At 65.0% G+C, this 15,034-nt stretch carries 13 protein-coding genes; 7 read left to right on the top strand and 6 right to left on the bottom strand.

All coding sequences use genetic code 11. From position 1 onward, the window contains the following. Positions 1-120: 120 nt before the first annotated feature. Both AAGA11_07385 and AAGA11_07380 read left to right on the top strand, forming a co-directional pair. A complete protein-coding gene (locus AAGA11_07385) occupies positions 121-1,377 on the top strand; it encodes an aminotransferase class V-fold PLP-dependent enzyme (protein ID MEM9602669.1) in 1,257 nt (418 codons plus the stop codon). Positions 1,378-1,478: 101 nt separating this feature from the next. Further along, complete coding sequence (locus tag AAGA11_07380) at positions 1,479-1,880, top strand: isoprenylcysteine carboxylmethyltransferase family protein (GenBank protein MEM9602668.1); 402 nt, start codon at positions 1,479-1,481, stop codon at positions 1,878-1,880. Positions 1,881-1,889: 9 nt separating this feature from the next. Here AAGA11_07380 and AAGA11_07375 read toward each other — a convergent pair whose 3' ends face one another. The 3 genes from AAGA11_07375 to AAGA11_07365 form a co-directional block, all read right to left on the bottom strand. Continuing rightward, the gene (locus tag AAGA11_07375; protein ID MEM9602667.1) at positions 1,890-2,765 is read right to left on the bottom strand and encodes a DMT family transporter; all 876 of its coding nucleotides are present in this window, start codon (positions 2,763-2,765) and stop codon (positions 1,890-1,892) included. 135 nt (positions 2,766-2,900) lie between these two features. Beyond that, positions 2,901-4,040 (bottom strand): hypothetical protein, encoded by a 1,140-nt coding sequence (locus AAGA11_07370; GenBank protein MEM9602666.1) that lies wholly within the window; start codon positions 4,038-4,040, stop codon positions 2,901-2,903. 195 nt (positions 4,041-4,235) lie between these two features. After that, positions 4,236-4,751, bottom strand: a complete 516-nt coding sequence (locus AAGA11_07365) for an invasion associated locus B family protein (GenBank protein ID MEM9602665.1) — start codon at positions 4,749-4,751, stop codon at positions 4,236-4,238. A 300-nt stretch (positions 4,752-5,051) separates the two neighbouring features. Between AAGA11_07365 and AAGA11_07360 the strand changes: the two genes are divergently transcribed. The 4 genes from AAGA11_07360 to AAGA11_07345 all read left to right on the top strand — a co-directional run bounded on the left by AAGA11_07360 (position 5,052) and on the right by AAGA11_07345 (position 9,659). Beyond that, a complete protein-coding gene (locus AAGA11_07360; protein ID MEM9602664.1) occupies positions 5,052-6,059 on the top strand; it encodes a hypothetical protein in 1,008 nt (335 codons plus the stop codon). Between the two features lie 3 nt (positions 6,060-6,062). Next, the gene (locus tag AAGA11_07355) at positions 6,063-6,761 is read left to right on the top strand and encodes a hypothetical protein (GenBank protein ID MEM9602663.1); all 699 of its coding nucleotides are present in this window, start codon (positions 6,063-6,065) and stop codon (positions 6,759-6,761) included. Beyond that, entirely contained in the window at positions 6,758-7,636 is an 879-nt protein-coding gene (locus AAGA11_07350) for a hypothetical protein (GenBank protein ID MEM9602662.1), read from the top strand. Before AAGA11_07355 ends, AAGA11_07350 begins: the two co-directional genes overlap by 4 nt. A gap of 124 nt (positions 7,637-7,760) precedes the next feature. Continuing rightward, complete coding sequence (locus AAGA11_07345) at positions 7,761-9,659, top strand: ATP-binding protein (GenBank protein MEM9602661.1); 1,899 nt, start codon at positions 7,761-7,763, stop codon at positions 9,657-9,659. Here the strand turns inward: AAGA11_07345 and AAGA11_07340 are convergent. Then, positions 9,656-10,243: a hypothetical protein gene (locus tag AAGA11_07340; GenBank protein ID MEM9602660.1), complete on the bottom strand. Its 588-nt coding sequence runs from the start codon at positions 10,241-10,243 to the stop codon at positions 9,656-9,658. The genes AAGA11_07345 and AAGA11_07340 overlap by 4 nt on opposite strands. A 253-nt stretch (positions 10,244-10,496) precedes the next feature. Between AAGA11_07340 and AAGA11_07335 the strand changes: the two genes are divergently transcribed. Next, the gene (locus AAGA11_07335; GenBank protein MEM9602659.1) at positions 10,497-11,648 is read left to right on the top strand and encodes an HDOD domain-containing protein; all 1,152 of its coding nucleotides are present in this window, start codon (positions 10,497-10,499) and stop codon (positions 11,646-11,648) included. A gap of 263 nt (positions 11,649-11,911) precedes the next feature. Here AAGA11_07335 and ettA read toward each other — a convergent pair whose 3' ends face one another. Together ettA and AAGA11_07325 are read right to left on the bottom strand one after the other, a co-directional pair. Beyond that, positions 11,912-13,576 carry an energy-dependent translational throttle protein EttA gene (gene ettA, locus AAGA11_07330; protein MEM9602658.1) on the bottom strand — a complete coding sequence of 555 codons (1,665 nt, stop codon included), beginning with the start codon at positions 13,574-13,576 and terminating at the stop codon, positions 11,912-11,914. A gap of 103 nt (positions 13,577-13,679) precedes the next feature. Then, entirely contained in the window at positions 13,680-14,993 is a 1,314-nt protein-coding gene (locus AAGA11_07325; protein ID MEM9602657.1) for an HD domain-containing phosphohydrolase, read from the bottom strand. Between the last annotated feature and the right edge of the window lie 41 nt (positions 14,994-15,034).

Here is a 15,034-nt window from a genome sequence, read left to right as displayed (position 1 = left end):
CGGCCGCGGCCGTGGACGCTGTCGGGCGGGTGTGACGCGGCCGTTTTGGGCGCACGGTGCGCCTCGAATACGGTACCCTAGCGGCCCGTTATCAGATCCACCGCACAGGTAAGCCGGACCATGTTCACGCCATCGTTGCAAGCGGCTGTCCGTGATCGATTCATGCACACCGACCGCTGCCCCTTCACCGGCGAACGGGTCTTTTTCGAGAATGCCGGGGGCGCGCTGACCCTGGCGTCGGTGGTCGAGCGGGCAGGCGAACTGCTCGGCGTGCCCGACAACCAGGGGCGCGACAACCCCGCCTCTCATGCGCTCGTGTCGATCATCGAGCAGGGCCGGGCCGACATGCGGGCCTTCCTCGGCTGCGCAGCGGGCCCCGTTTTCATCGGCGAGAGTGGCACGGAGCTCTTGTTCCGCCTGGTGCGCACAGCCTGCCTTGGCTCGCCTGAGGGCGGCGATGTGGTCGGCACCACGCTCGAGCACCCGGCCACGGCGAGCGCGCGCCGCCGCTGGGCCGCAGTGGCGGGCAAGCGGCTGGTCAACGTGCCGCACAGCGACGCGACCGGCGGCGTGACTGTCGACGATTATGCCAAGTATGTGACGGCTGACACGCGCGTCGCGACGATCATCCAGGCCAGCCCCGTGACCGGTATCGGTGTCGATGTCGCGGCGATCGCGGCGCTGATCCGCGAGCGCGCTCCCGAGTGCTTCATCGTGATCGACGGCATCCAGCACGCGGCGCACGGCCACGTTGACATCGACGGCTACGGCATCGACGGCTATGTGATCTCGCCCTACAAGGTGTTCTCCCGCCACAACTACGGCATCGCCTGGGCATCGGACCGGCTGAGCGAGCTGCCGCACGACCAGCTCTACGGCACGCCGCCGTCGCAGTGGGAGCTCGGCACCCGCGACACCTCGGCCTACGCGTGCTGGACCGAGGTCGCGGCCTACCTCGATTGGCTTGGCCAGCAGGTCGGGCAGGACCGCGGCAACCGCCGCAGCAACATCGGCCAGGCCGCCGACGCCATTGCGGCACACGAACAGGCGCTCACCGGGGCCATGCTGCACGGCACCGGAAACCTCCCGGGACTCGCCGACATGGAGGCTGTGACCGTGATCGGTGGCGTTGACAACCCTCACCGGGAAGGCCTGGTCTGCCTGACCGTCGACGGCGTCGCCGCGGCGGACGTTGTCACGCGCCTGAACGACGCTGGCATCCGCACCCACACGCGCAAAGCGGACCACTACTCGGCCAACGTGCTCAGCCCGCTCGGCCTCGATGCGGCGGTGCGGGTGTCGATGTGCCACTACAACACCACCGACGAGGTCGCCCGGTTTCTGGACGTGATGCGACCCATCGCCGGGGCCGCCTGACCCCGGCGTTCCACTCACCCGAATCGACCCGCAACGCCCCGATGTCTGCCCTCGAGAACACTGTTCCGCCACCGCTTGTGGCGCTCATCTGTGCGGTGACGATGTGGTTTGTTGCAACCCTGGGTGGGTCATTCGCCCTGCCCGGTGCGCTGCGCGAGTTGCTCATCGCCACCTTGCTTGCGTCGGCAATCTACGTTGGTGTGTCGGCGCTCTGGGCGTTTCGGGGTGCACGCACGACAGTCGACCCACGGCGGCCCGACCGTGCGAGTACGCTGGTCACCGAGGGCGTGTTCGCCCGCAGCCGCAACCCGATGTACCTCGGCGTGGCATTGCTGCTGCTCGCCTGGGCGGTCTTTCTCGGGTCGGTGCCGGCGTTGCTCGGGCCAGTGGTGTTTGTCGTCTACATCTCGCGCTTCCAGATCGTGCCGGAGGAAGTGGCGCTGCAATCGCGTTTCGGCGTTGCCTACGAGCAGTACTGCCAGCGCGTTCGCCGTTGGCTCTGATTGGCACGCTCAACGCGCGTCTCGCTGAAGTTGCGACTCGCGGTAGGTGATATACAACCCCGACGCGAAAATGATGACCGCGCCGAGGTAGGTGCTCGGGTGCATCGGGTCGCCAAACACCAGAGCGCCGATCAGGGTGGTCCAGAGCAGACGGCAGAAGTCGATCGACATCACGGCGGTGGTGTCGGTCATCTTCAGCGCTTGCGTCATGCTCAGGTGCCCCAGCGTGGCCAGTGCGCCGCCGAGCCCCATCCAGAGCCAGTGCGCGGGCTCGAGCGGATGCCAGGCCCAGATCGCCATGGGCAGGGAGACCACCGACAGGATGATGGTCATCCAGGCAACGACGGTCGTGCTGCTGTTGCGCACGGTGAGCCGCTTGGCCAGGACCACCGATATCCCCCAGCACACGCTTGAGAACAACACCATCCACATGGCCGGTGACAGCGCCTGCTGGCCGGGCTGAAGCACGACGGTCACGCCGAGGAAACCGAGCGCCAGTGCCGTGATCCGACGAGCCCGAATGCGCTCGCCAAGCAGAATGACAGCTGCCAGGCTTGCAAAGAGTGCGGCAGTGAAACTCAGCGCCGTGGCCTCGGCGATGGGGGCGCGCGTCAACGCGTAGAACCACGAGGCCATGGCAACGACCGAGATCACACCGCGCAACAGAAACCACGGCATGTCGGGGGTGTGCAGGCCGCTCCAACCGGTGCGCAGCAGCAGCGGCGTGACCGCGACCAGGCCAAAGAGGTTGCGCAGGAACAGGATGATGAACGGGTGCACGTCGTCGCCCAGCAAGCGGATGATCCCGTGCATGCAGGACAGGGCCAGGGTGGCACCGAACATCAAGCCCAGTGCGGTCAGTCGGCTGCGGTCGGTGGCGGGCATCGGGGCTGCGTCGATGGCAATCCCCCAGATTACCAGCTTGGCGCACGCACCGTGCGGCAGACGGGATGCGTGTTACGCGCTGCGCCGGCCAGAAAAAGCAGGGTGTCGGTGGGGGTGCGCAGTCTCCGAGCCGGCTCAGTCGTAGGGCCGATCCCAGCGTGACGAGTAGAGGGCGTCTACGGTGGGCGCGGGTTGATCCACGGCGGCGCCGATGTCATCGGGCACCTCGGCCAGCAACACAGCTTCAGGCAAGGGCAGCACGGCCTTGCGGCTCGACCAATTGGCGAGATCGAGCTGCGGTGACACGCCGGTGTCCGGGGTCGCAGCCTGCGACGACAGTGTCCACGACTTGAGGTTCGGGTCGGCCGCCGGGTCCTGCCGAGGCGCGAGGTCAGGCTCGTCGATATCGAGCGCGGCCAACCGGGTGTCGGCGGTGTCGGGTGCCAGCGACTCCATGGCTTCGTCGATGCCGGCGGTGGGCAGGCGTGCTCCCAGGTTGTCACTCACCTCGGCAGTGGCGAGGGTGGAGGCTTCAGGCAACACCGTGCCGACGTTCTCGGCGTCGGCGGCGTAGGCCGTCGCGTCGGTCTCCACACGTTTGAGCTGGTGCGCCCGCACGGCTTCGACGTCGTCACCGCTGGCGAGTGAGACGGTCTCCTCGTAGGGGTCGTCGTAGCCGGTCGGTGGCAGGCCACCCACGGCGATCGGCAGGCTCTCGGTGCCCCCGACCTGCAGTGATGCGAGTTCGGCCGGTTCATTCATTTGTTCGCGCTGGCGGTCCGACGGCTTGCCGTTCCAGATGGTGCCGTCGGAGAACTCGGTGATCTTGTAGTCGTCGACGGACTCGATCTCGAAGAAGCCGGACGGCAGGTCGAGCAGCACAGGGTAGACACGCATGTGGCGGGTGCCCCCGATCTCGGCCCGCAACACCACGTCGAGGTGCGGCTCCTTGACCGGGTACTCGGTGGTGATCAGGGCCTCGATGCGGTCGCCTTGCAGTGACATGACGACATCGACCTCCTGACCGAGCAGGTTGGGCAGGGCGCCGAGCTTGATCGCGTCGGCGTCACCGGCGATGTCCAGCTCGAGCAGCTCGGCGTTCTCGCCGTCTTCGAACAACAAGGGGACGACGGCGCGCAAGGGTTGGTTGAGGCCACTGAGCACGCTGATGTTCCCTAGCGCGAGCGCGTGGGCGTGTGGGCTGACACCGAACGCGGCCACGACGGTGCCTGTGGCAATCGCAAGGCGTTTGACTGCGGCGAGGGTCGAGTTCACGAGATAAGCTCCCTGTCACGGATTTTTGGCGCTGGCGCGCTGACTGGGAGGGAATCAGCAAACTGCGTGCCGCTTTGCCACTCCGCTCGGCAAGACCTTGCCGGTTGTGTGGTGAACGGGGTCGCCATTGGCACGGCGCACCCGCGGCGCGGGCACGTGCAAACGCGGGCCGGATCGCGCCGGGCGCGCGGTGGCTCAGAGCGCGGGCAGGGCGTCGAAGCCGGCCGAGAAGCCGCGCAGCGAGAGGGTCATCGCAACGGTGGCGCCGTCGATCGTCGCCACCCGGATCTCCGCGTCGGCGCCGCGGCGAAACGCCCCCATGACGCGCTCGTCGAGCGGCAGGCCGGCGACGCAGCCTTCAGGGGTGCAGTGGTGAAAGTCGGCAATGAAGGCGTCGCCGCCGTCGACGCTGACCGCGAGGCCGGGTTGCAGCGCCACCATCAACGGCACCGTGGTCAGGATGGCCGGTTCGAAGACGCCGCCGGGCTGTTCGAGGTAGCCGGCCGCCGCGCGCAGCATCGGCCGCTGGCCATCGTCGCTGAACACGACCTGCTCCAGCACGCAGACTTTGGACTGGGTGTTGGGTTCCACTGTGCAGCGTGCGGTCCAGTCCCGAAAGGCCTGACCGTCGTCGACGCCGTGGCTGGGCAGGGCGAAACCGCTGAGCAGCAGGGCACAGAGCAGCAGTGACCGGGCGGTGAGCGTGGGCATGGCAGAACTCGGGTTGTCAGGTCAGGACCATGAGCTTAGTCCAGTCTCGTGTGCAACCACGGCAACCTTGCCAGTTGGATAGGTCCGCGCGATTGCCTGCGCCAGGCGCTGGCGGTAGCATGGCGGCAACGCTGTGACACCGTTGCGTGTGCCGCTGCATCAGCGTCCTGCGGGGCAAGTCAGGGCAACGCCGAGCCCGCCGGCAGCGCGCCGCGGATCGGGGGGCCGCGCCATCGCCCCGGCACGGACTCCCTGGCGCCACGGACGCGCCTCCGCCCGCCCGCACAACTCGGAATCGCTATGGAATTCAACACCGTCACACTCGCCTTCTGTGCGGTGATGGGCGTCCTGTTCGTCATTGATTTTCTCTCGTCCTTCAGTGTGCGGCACCACCGGGACTGCCGGTCCATCATTGTCACCGTCGGGGTGCTCGGGACCTTCGTCGGGGTGTTCATCGGGCTGCAGGGTTTCAACACCGCCGACATAGGCGCGAGCGTGCCGTTGCTGCTCGAGGGCATGAAGACCGCCTTTCTCACGTCGATCGTCGGCATGGGCTTGTCGGTCATCCTCAGCATCTGGATGCGCCTGCGCACCGGCGCGTCCGACGAGCCCGAACTGCTCGCCCAGATTCGCGACAAACTCGATGCCCTGCCGACCCTCGCCAGCGAGGCGCGGCTGTTGCGCGACGCGCAGGAGCAAACCCTGAGCTCGATGAACGCGGCGCTCGACAAGGTCAGCGAAGGGGCGACACAGGAGATCGTCGCCGCGCTCGAGTCGGTGGTGGCGGACTTCAACGCCAACCTGACAGCGCAATTCGGCGAGAACTTCCGCGAGCTCAACGAGGGTGTGACCGCGCTTCTGCAGTGGCAGGAGAACTACCGCGACATCCTCTCGCGTGACGCCGTGCTGATGCAGCAGGTGCAGGACTCGCTCGACACCTCGGCGCAGACGCTGAGCGTTGTCGCCGAGCGCAACGCCGAGACGCAAGCCGTGTACAACGGCCTGGCCGACATCATCAACACCAGCCACAGCCAGCTCGCGATGCTGCAGACCCAGACCGCCGAGTACGCCCGTCTGAGCGACAGCGCCAGTGCCGCGTTCCACCAACTCGATGAGGCCTTCGCCAACCTGCAGGGCGGTCTGCAGGCACAGAGCGACACCGTGGCGCGCCTGACCCGCGAACTCGAGCGGCAGGTGCCGCAGTCGTTGGGGCAGCTGGAGAATACTCTGACCGGCCTGACCAGCCGCTTCGCCGAAGACTACCGCCAGTTTCTCAACCGCTACCGTCAACTGGTGACCGAGGACTGAGGCATGGCACGACGCAGCGACAGCGAGTGGGTGTCGATCACCGACATGATGGCGGGCCTGATGATGGTGTTCATGCTCATCGCCATCGGCTTCATGTGGCAGGTGCAGCAGGAGAAGAACGCGATTTCCGAGATCGCGGTGGCCTACGACGAGTCGCGCACGGCGCTGAACCGGGCCTTGATCGAAGAGTTCGCCGACGACCTGCCGCGCTGGGACGCGGAGATCCTGCCTGACAACACCGTGCGCTTCCGCGAGCCCGATGTGCTGTTTGACGTCAACAGCGCCTCGATCAAGCCGGCGTTCCGCACGATCCTCGACGATTTCTTCCCGCGCTACATCGGTATCCTCGAGCGGCCGGCGTTCCAGACTGAAGTGTCCGAGATCCGCATCGAGGGCCACACCTCGTCCGACTGGCAGGGCGCGAGCGACCCCGGCGAGGTGTACATCAAGAACGCCAAGTTGTCCCAGGACCGGTCGTTTTCCGTGCTCGACTACGTCTTCAGCCTGCAGGCGGAGACCGGCGGCACACGCGATTGGCTGGTGTCGGTGCTGCGTGCAAACGGCCTGTCGTACGCCGTCCCGGTGTTGCACGCCGACGGGCGTGAAGACTCCGAACGCTCTCGTCGGGTCGAATTTCGCGTGCTGACCCGCACCGAGGACAAGATCTACCGCATCCTGCAGCAAGCCGGTGACGCTGCGTGAGGCTGACCCGCTTCTCGCGTCTGGAGTACGCGGTGTCGTTGGTCGGCGGCAAACCGGGCGTGAGCCTGCTGGCGCACCAACTTGCCGATGACGTCGAGTACGTCGACCCGGACACACTCGTGTTTGGCGAGACAGGCATCTACCGTCTGACCCCGGGCGGCGCACTGACGCAGGTTGTGCTGTACCGCGTTGACAACGACATCGACAGCGAGACGCTGGGGCCGTTGTTCGACAAGCACGCACACCACGGGGGGTTTAATGCCGAGCCTGTCGTCACTGCGCTGCACCCCTACTACGTGACTGAATGTCCGGCGCTCGTCCAAGCGGCCTTGCACAATTGGCCGGGTGAGTACGCTATCAGCCAACGTGCCGATGGTCGGTTCCGCGTGCGCTTCACGCGCGGCGCGCAAACCGTGATTGAAATCGACGACCAACGCCTGCGCCCGTGTCCGGAGTGCCTGAGCCGGCTCAACGCCCGGCTTGGCCGACACGGCGATCTCGATGCGGCGGATTTCGTGCCCGGCAAGCTGCTCGGCCGACCGTTCGAGCGGGTGCCACTGGGCTCGACGTCTCCCAACATCAGCTGTCGTGATGTGCCGGAGTCCTTGCGTGACGACTGGGCGAGAATCGAGAAGCATTTTCTCAGCCTGACCGGTTTCCAGTGCCAGGGTGAGCAGTGTCCGCACCCTGACTGTTCGGATGAGACCATGCAGGGCTTCATGCAAGCGCATTACGCAGGCAGCATCCCGGGGTTCCCGCACTTTGCACAACTTCAAAGCCTCTGTGTGCACTGCCATGCCCGTGAACCTGGCCACGGGTATCTGCGAAACCGCGTGACACACCACCGGTACGAGCAGACCTTCGGGCCTCGCTGACACACCCCTGTCCCCAACGCAACATTACCGCGCGGGTTTCGTCGGACCAGAGCGGTGCGCGTGGCACGCCTCTGGCATTTGCTCTCTGACGTTGCGGGGCAAACGGAGTTGTGCGGTGCCGCGAGTGAACATTGTCAATCTGCGGTTCCTGTCAGTCTATCTGCCGGGCCTGTTGCTGCTCGGCTACCTGATTATCGGTGCCGTCGAATTGATGATTGTGCGCCAGCTCGACCGCGAATTGATTGACCTGTCTGTCGATCGAGCCCGGCAAGTCTCTGATATATCGCACGATATCGTGCAAACCTACCACGCGCGCTGGCTGCGCGGTGACCTTGGCGTGACCGAGGCGCGCGAGCTGGCTTTCGAAGAGATACAGGCCCTCGAATTCGGTGGCAGTGGCCATTTCTTCGTCTTCAACCTCAACGGCGTGGTGCTGGTGAACGGCGCCGACCCCGACCTCGTCGGGCAAAACCTCTACGGCCTGACCGACGCCCACGGCAAGTCCGTGATCAAGCAACTCCTGCGCGAAGCTTTTTCCGACGGCGAGAGCACCGTGTTCAGTGCGACCTCGAATGTCGAGGGCGCCGAGGTGATGCCGGCGAACCTCGACGCGATCTACTTTGCCAAGCGGTTCTCGCCGTGGTCGATCGTCGTTGGCACGCGCATCGACGGCGCTGAGATCAAGGCGGCACACACGGTGCTGCTGCGCGACGAGATGTGGCAGTTCGCGCTGATCATCCTGATCATGACGCCGATTTTCTGGTACCTCCGTCGCGCTGCGCTGGGCCTTGTGCGCGAGCTGGAAACCAACAACGCACAACTGCTCGAGCGTGAGCGCGAGCTGACCGACAGCCTGGCGTTCTTCAAGGCAGTGACCCAGCACGCACCGGATCCGATCGTGTTGGTCAACCGCGACGGCACCATCCGTTTCTCCAGCCGCGCCGTGAACTCGGTGTTCGAACTCGGTGACGCCGAGCTCGTCGGCACGCCGTTCTCGACGTTGTTTGTTGAAGACGTGCAGCTCGATGCGTTGCTGGACTCGGCCGAGGGCAAAGAGCTCAAGGGGCGTCGCGGGGACCGGCCTTTCTCGTTGCGACTGGCCGTGAGTGAAGTCGTGCTCGCCGACGGCGCGCGCATGTACACCGTCATCATGCAGGACCTGACCCCGTTCAAGCGGCTCGAATCCGAACTGCTGCAGGCACAGAAACTCGAGTCCGTTGGCCAGCTGGCTGCGGGCATCGCCCACGAGATCAACACACCAGCGCAGTTCATTGGTGACAACCTGCAGTTTGTCGACGAGGCCGCGGGCGACCTGTTGGCCGCGGTCGAGTCGATCAAGTTCCGCGTTGCCAACACCGAGGACACGTCGCTGCGCGACGATGTCCACAGCGCGCTGAACGCGGCCGATATCGATTTCGTGATGCAGGAGTTGCCGCGCGCGTTGTCTGAATCCCTGGACGGGATCAACCGCGTCGCCCACATCGTGCAGGCGATGAAGCACTACGCCCATCCGGGCGAATCGATGCAGCGTGTCGACATCAACGTCAACATCGAAAAGACCATCACGGTGTCCAAGGGCGAGTGGAAGTACCACGCCGAGATGGTTACCGATTTCGGCTCGGATATGCCGATGGTCGAGTGCATACCGTCAGACATCAACCAGGTGGTGTTGAACCTCGTGGTCAACGCCGGCCACACCATCGCCGAGCGGCGCGAGCAGTCGCCCGACCACCAGGGTCGCATCAGCGTGTCGACGCGCACGCTCGACGACCACGTGCACATCTATATCGAAGACAACGGCATGGGCATGGGCGAGCACACGATCCAGCGCATGTTCGACCCGTTCTTCACCACCAAGGCACAGGGCAAGGGAACGGGCCAGGGCTTGTCCATCGCACGCAAGATCATCACCGCACACGGCGGGACGATTGCCGTCGACAGTGAAGTGGGCAGCGGAACGATTTTCACCATTCGCTTGCCCGCTTTGGCCTCGGCGAACCTCGACTCGGACCGCGCCGCCTAGCGGCTGTCGGTCGGTTCACGTGACTCGGCTGCCTCGTGCGTGTCCTCTTGCTTGGTCAGTTTCTTCAACTTCGAGTCGACGGCTTTGGGCACACCGCGTTTGATCAGCTGCTCGGCGGTGGTCTCGCTGCCTTTTCGCAGGGTCAGCAATTGCACCGATTTCGACAACAGAATCAACGCGATCGCCAGCAGGGCGAGCATGGTGCTGAACACGACGATCAGGCACTTCTCGAACAGGCTGCAGGTTTGCCAGTGGTCGCGCACGCGGGTCAGCAGCACGGTGGCGTGCGCCTTGATCGCGTCGATCTGGGCACGGACCCACGGGAAGCGCAGCCCGATGTGCACCGTGGTCAGCGAGCCGACAATTTTCAGCACGTACTTCTTCAACCCGGCGGCGAAGAACCAGGGCACTTTTTTCGCGAGTGCGACCAGCGTTTTCCAGGTCAACAGTTTCTTCAACAGCGGCACGGTACCCACGATCGCCGGCCACAGCACCGCGTGCTGGGTGGCCCACACCCACGCCATCGCCGCGATGCTCAACACCGCGAGCGTGATCAAGGCTGCCAGTCGAAAACGGGGTTGCATAGCCTGAATGAATCAGTGGGCGTGCTGCGGCCGGGTGGCCGGAATGACAAGTGCTATAGTGAGATAGCGCGTGCGCCACGGATTGCTGAACCGGTTTTGCACAGGATCGTGCGGACCGCTCCGGCGGCCGGGCCTGCCCCGCAGGCGCCGTCGCCCGGTGGCCCACACCGCTCTGAAGCGGGTCATTCGATTCGCTCCCGGTTGCTGATGGCGACCACGTCAACCCCATTTCACAGTGCAAGGGAATGCCAGCGTGAAAACCGTCATCTTTGTTGACGACGAAGTGTCCATTCTAGAGGGCTTGAGGCGCAATTTGCGCCGCATGCGCCGAGAGTGGGACATGCACTTCTTTGCCGAGCCGGCCGAGGCCTTGTCGTTCGTGCAGGCCAACCCCGTCGACGCCATCGTCAGCGACATGCGCATGCCTGGCATGAACGGGGCTGAGCTGCTGCAGTCGGTGCAGTCGACGCGGCCTGAGACCTTGCGCCTCGCCTTGTCGGGCTACGCCGACTCGGAATTGATACTCGAATCGGTTCACGCCATCCACCGCTACATCGCGAAACCGGCAGACATCGACACGATTTGTGCGGCGGTCACGCGCAGCATGACGCTGCAGGAGCAGCTCTCACAACCGTCCTTGCACGGCTACGTCGGGGCACTCGGCGCCTTGCCGTCCTTGCCGCACATCTACGATGAACTGATGCAACTCATCAGCAGTGACGACTTTGCGCTCGAGGATGTCTCGGCGCTGATCGAAGCCGATGTCGGGCTTTCGGCAACGGTGCTGAAGATCGTGAACTCGGCCTTCTTCGGCAATTTCGGCTCCATCGAATCGCTGCAACAAGCGGTGTCCATGCTCGGCTCCGACACGATCAAGAACATCGTGCTCACCGAGAAACTTGTCAAGCAATTTGACAAGGCCGACACCGATGAGCTGGAGCGTATCAACGGTGTCTCGAAATCGCTCAGTGCGCTTTCCCACCGATTTGCCCGATCCGCCAAATTGAGCAAACGCGACGCCGACCACACTCAGCTCGCCGGCATGGTGTCGGGCCTGGGTGACATGATTCTGCTCGACCGCGGTGCGCCCGGAGGTGGCGACGATCAGATCGAACCGCCGCTGATCGCCGCGTACCTGCTCAGCTTGTGGGCCATGGCAGACCCGATTGTCGAGGCCGTCGCCGGACACCGGACGGCGGTCAACACCGAGGACGCACCCAACCCGACCGGGGTCAGTGCGGCAGACTGCGTGCGGGCAGCCTGGCTGGCCCTGGAGGCGAGCCAGGCCGACGATGCGGCCGATCCCGACACGGTGGCGACGCGGCTTCAGCCTGCGTTTGCGCACCTCGCGCAGGACAGCGACCTCGCTGACACCTGGTTGGAAACCCTCGAGGACGTCGCCTGAGCGACGCGCGCCGCTCAGCCACAACGTCGACCCGGCAGGCTTCGGGTGCGACCCGAGAGGGGGCAATCCCTGGCCCCAAGCGCGCCGGGCGCTCGCTGCTCTCGGGCCGCAGCGCAATGGTATGGGTATTCACCCGCCCAACCGTGCGCTCACCGCGGGTGCGGTCTGCCCAACAGTTTTGCCCCCAGGTCTGAACGCGGCGTCGGTTTTGTGCGCAGCGCAGCGGCGCCAGAGGATCGTGCGTGCCTGTTGTGGCTCGGGGGTCAGGCGTCGATGCGCTTGTAGCGAATTCGCGTGGGGCCGCTGTCATCGCCGTGTCGCCGTTTGTAGTCCTCTTCGTACTCGCTGTAGTTGCCGTCGAAGAAAGTGACCTGGCTGCCGCCCTCAAACGCCAGGATGTGGGTGGCGATGCGGTCGAGAAACCAGCGGTCGTGCGAGATCACCGCGGCACAGCCCGGAAAGCTCAACAGCGCCTCCTCGAGTGCGCGCAGGGTTTCGACGTCGAGGTCGTTGGTCGGTTCGTCCAGCAGCAGGACGTTGCCACCGCGCTTGAGCAGCTTGGCCAGGTGGACTCGGTTGCGCTCACCGCCCGACAGGTCGCCGACCTTTTTCTGCTGGTCGCCGCCCTTGAAATTGAAGCGGCTGACGTAGCCGCGTGCGGCGGTCTCGTAGGTGCCGACGCGGATGGTGTCCTGGCCGTCCGAGATCTCTTCGAACACGGTTTTGTTGGCGTCGAGCGCGTCACGGCTCTGATCGACGTAGGCGACGTCGACGGTTTCGCCAACACGGAAGCTGCCCGAATCCGGTTGGTCCTGGCCGGTCATCAGACGAAAAAGCGTCGTCTTGCCCGCACCGTTCGGCCCGATGATGCCGACGATGCCGCCCTTCGGCAGGGAAAAGGAGAGGTTCTCGTAGAGCAGCTTGTCGCCGAAGGACTTCGACACACCCTCGGCTTCGATCACCAGGTCGCCGAGTCGGGGGCCGGGCGGAATGTAGATTTCTTGCGTCTCGGACCGTTGCTGGACTTCCTTGCTCTGCAGTTCTTCGAAGCGCGCGAGGCGTGCCTTGCTCTTGCTGCGTCGGCCCTTGGGGTTTGAGCGGACCCACTCGAGTTCGGCCTTGATGGCCTTCTGGCGGCCCGCTTCGGATTTCGCCTCCTGTGAGAGCCGCGTCTCTTTCTGGTCGAGCCAGCTCGAGTAGTTGCCTTCCCACGGGATGCCGCGCCCGCGATCCAGCTCGAGGATCCAGCCTGCGACGTTGTCGAGGAAGTAGCGGTCGTGCGTGACGGCCACGACCGTGCCCGTGAACTCGCCGAGAAACTGCTCCAACCAGCCGACCGACTCGGCGTCGAGGTGGTTTGTGGGCTCATCGAGGATGAGCATGTCCGGGGCTGACAGCAGCAGGCGGCAGAGCGCGACGCGTCGCCGCTCGCCGCCCGAGAGTGTGCCGACCACCGCGTCCCAGGCGGGCAGCCGCAAGGCATCACCGGCCACGTCCAGTTTGCGTTCGAGGTTGTGGGCGTCGGCGGCCTCGATGATGTTCTCGAGTTTGGCCTGTTCGGCGGCCAGCGCGTCGAAATCGGCGTCCGGATCGGCGTAGGCCGCGTAGACCTCGTCGAGTCGGGCCTGGGCCTGTTTGATCTCGCCCAGCGCCTCCTCGACCGTTTCGCGCACCGTCTTGGCGTCGTCGAGCTCCGGCTCCTGTTGCAGGTACCCGATGTTGATGCCCGGTTGTGGGCGGGCCTTGCCGATGATGTCGGTGTCCACGCCTGCCATGATGCGAAGCAGCGTCGACTTACCTGCGCCGTTGTAGCCCAGCACGCCGATCTTCGCGCCGGGAAAGAAGTTCAGGTAGATGTCCTTGAGGATTTCCTTCTTGGGTGGGACGACTTTGCCCACCCCGTTCATGGTGTAGATGTACTGGGCCATGGTGCCTGTTCGGTGTGCGGATTCGCTGGCCCGTATTATCGCCGATTTTCACCGCCGCGCGCGCCGTGACGTCAACGCAAGGCCGTCACAGCGCGCGTGCAGATCACTGTTTGATCACCGAGATGAGTTTCGAACCGCCGGTGTCGTCGAGGCAGCGGTTGATCCGCTCGATCAGGGATTCGGTCAGTTCCTGCCCGGCGCCGAGCAGGAGCATGCCGTTCAGGGCGTTGATGTTGCGCGCGGTGCGCATGCCGGGCTGTAGGTCGTTGAGGTGGACCGTGTACTCCTGGATCGGGCTGGCGTTGTCGTCTGCATCGCAGCTGACCAAGGCCTCCAGTGCCTCGACCACCGCGACGTCGTACACCGACCCGGCGCCGCGTTTGATGTGGTCGAGTGCCTCGCTGGTCGACAGCGGGCGTTCGAGCAACATCCCCGTCTGCAGGTCGTCGAAATCCGCTGCGACGCTGATGATCCGCGCCGCCAGCGGGATGGCGTCGCCAGCCAGACCGTCCGGGAAGCCGCCACCGTTGATCTGCTCGTGGTGCGCGCGAATGATGCGCCCGGTGTTCTCCAGCGCCGGAATCGACAGCAGCGCCGCTTGACCGATACCGGGGTGCGTCTGGTAGGTGCGCTTCTGATCGGGGGTCATCTTCACCCACGGGGTCGAGGTGAGCGCATCGGTGAAGCCGATCTTGCCGACATCGTGCAGCACGGCCGCGTTTTGCAGGTCTGCCAGTGCGGTGTCGTCCATCGACAGGGCCTGGCCCAGCTGCAGTGACAAGTCTGCCACCACCTGGCTGTGGTTGTAGCTCGTGCCTTCGCGCAGCTCGATCAGCTGGGCGAACACGCCGATGGCGCGCTGGTAGCTGTCGCGCAGATCGGCGTGGGCGCTCGCAAGCTCCTCGGTGCGCGCAGCCACCTTGGCCTCAAGTTCGGTGTTGAACGACTGCAGCTCGGCGTTCTGTTGTTGGGTGAGTGCCGTCAGTGCGGCGTGCTCGTCGCGCAGCCGCTTGTGTTCCAGCGCGCTGTGGATCGCGACTGTCAGGTCGTCGTTGTTCCAGGGCTTGTTGAGGTAGCGGAAGATCTGACCGTCGTTGATGGCCGACACGGTGGACTCCATGTCGGCGTAGCCGGTCAGCAGGATGCGCATGGTGTCCGGCCACTGCTTGTAGATCCGGGCCAACAGCTCGGCCCCGGTCATGGTCGGCATCCGCATGTCGGAAATGACCAGATCGACTGTGCGCTCCTCGAACACCGCCAAGGCTTCTTCGCCGCTGTTGGCGATCAGCAGCTCGAACGACTGCTTGCGCAGCGCGCGTTTGAGCGAGGCGAGGATGCTGGCTTCGTCGTCGACGCACAGCACGACAGGGCGGGTCGGTGGCTCTGAGACAGGGTGAATTTCGTGTGCAGTTTGCATGGGACGTCCTCCGTTTGCGTCAGTGGGCCAGGCGTCCCTGC

The sequence above is a fragment of the Pseudomonadota bacterium genome, from assembly GCA_039196715.1.
GTDB lineage: Bacteria > Pseudomonadota > Gammaproteobacteria > CALCKW01 > CALCKW01 > CALCKW01.
This window is presented reverse-complemented; position numbering and strand designations above follow the sequence as displayed.

What these genes read in the sequence shown, in the direction of transcription:
- AAGA11_07380 (MEM9602668.1), top strand. Translation starts at nt 1,479, where the DNA reads ATGTGGTTTGTTGCAACCCTGGGTGGGTCATTCGCCCTGCCCGGTGCG.
- AAGA11_07365 (MEM9602665.1), bottom strand. Translation starts at nt 4,751, where the DNA reads ATGCCCACGCTCACCGCCCGGTCACTGCTGCTCTGTGCCCTGCTGCTC.
- AAGA11_07340 (MEM9602660.1), bottom strand. Translation starts at nt 10,243, where the DNA reads ATGCAACCCCGTTTTCGACTGGCAGCCTTGATCACGCTCGCGGTGTTG.
- AAGA11_07385 (MEM9602669.1), top strand. Translation starts at nt 121, where the DNA reads ATGTTCACGCCATCGTTGCAAGCGGCTGTCCGTGATCGATTCATGCAC.
- AAGA11_07360 (MEM9602664.1), top strand. Translation starts at nt 5,052, where the DNA reads ATGGAATTCAACACCGTCACACTCGCCTTCTGTGCGGTGATGGGCGTC.
- AAGA11_07325 (MEM9602657.1), bottom strand. Translation starts at nt 14,993, where the DNA reads ATGCAAACTGCACACGAAATTCACCCTGTCTCAGAGCCACCGACCCGC.
- AAGA11_07355 (MEM9602663.1), top strand. Translation starts at nt 6,063, where the DNA reads ATGGCACGACGCAGCGACAGCGAGTGGGTGTCGATCACCGACATGATG.
- ettA (MEM9602658.1), bottom strand. Translation starts at nt 13,576, where the DNA reads ATGGCCCAGTACATCTACACCATGAACGGGGTGGGCAAAGTCGTCCCA.
- AAGA11_07375 (MEM9602667.1), bottom strand. Translation starts at nt 2,765, where the DNA reads ATGCCCGCCACCGACCGCAGCCGACTGACCGCACTGGGCTTGATGTTC.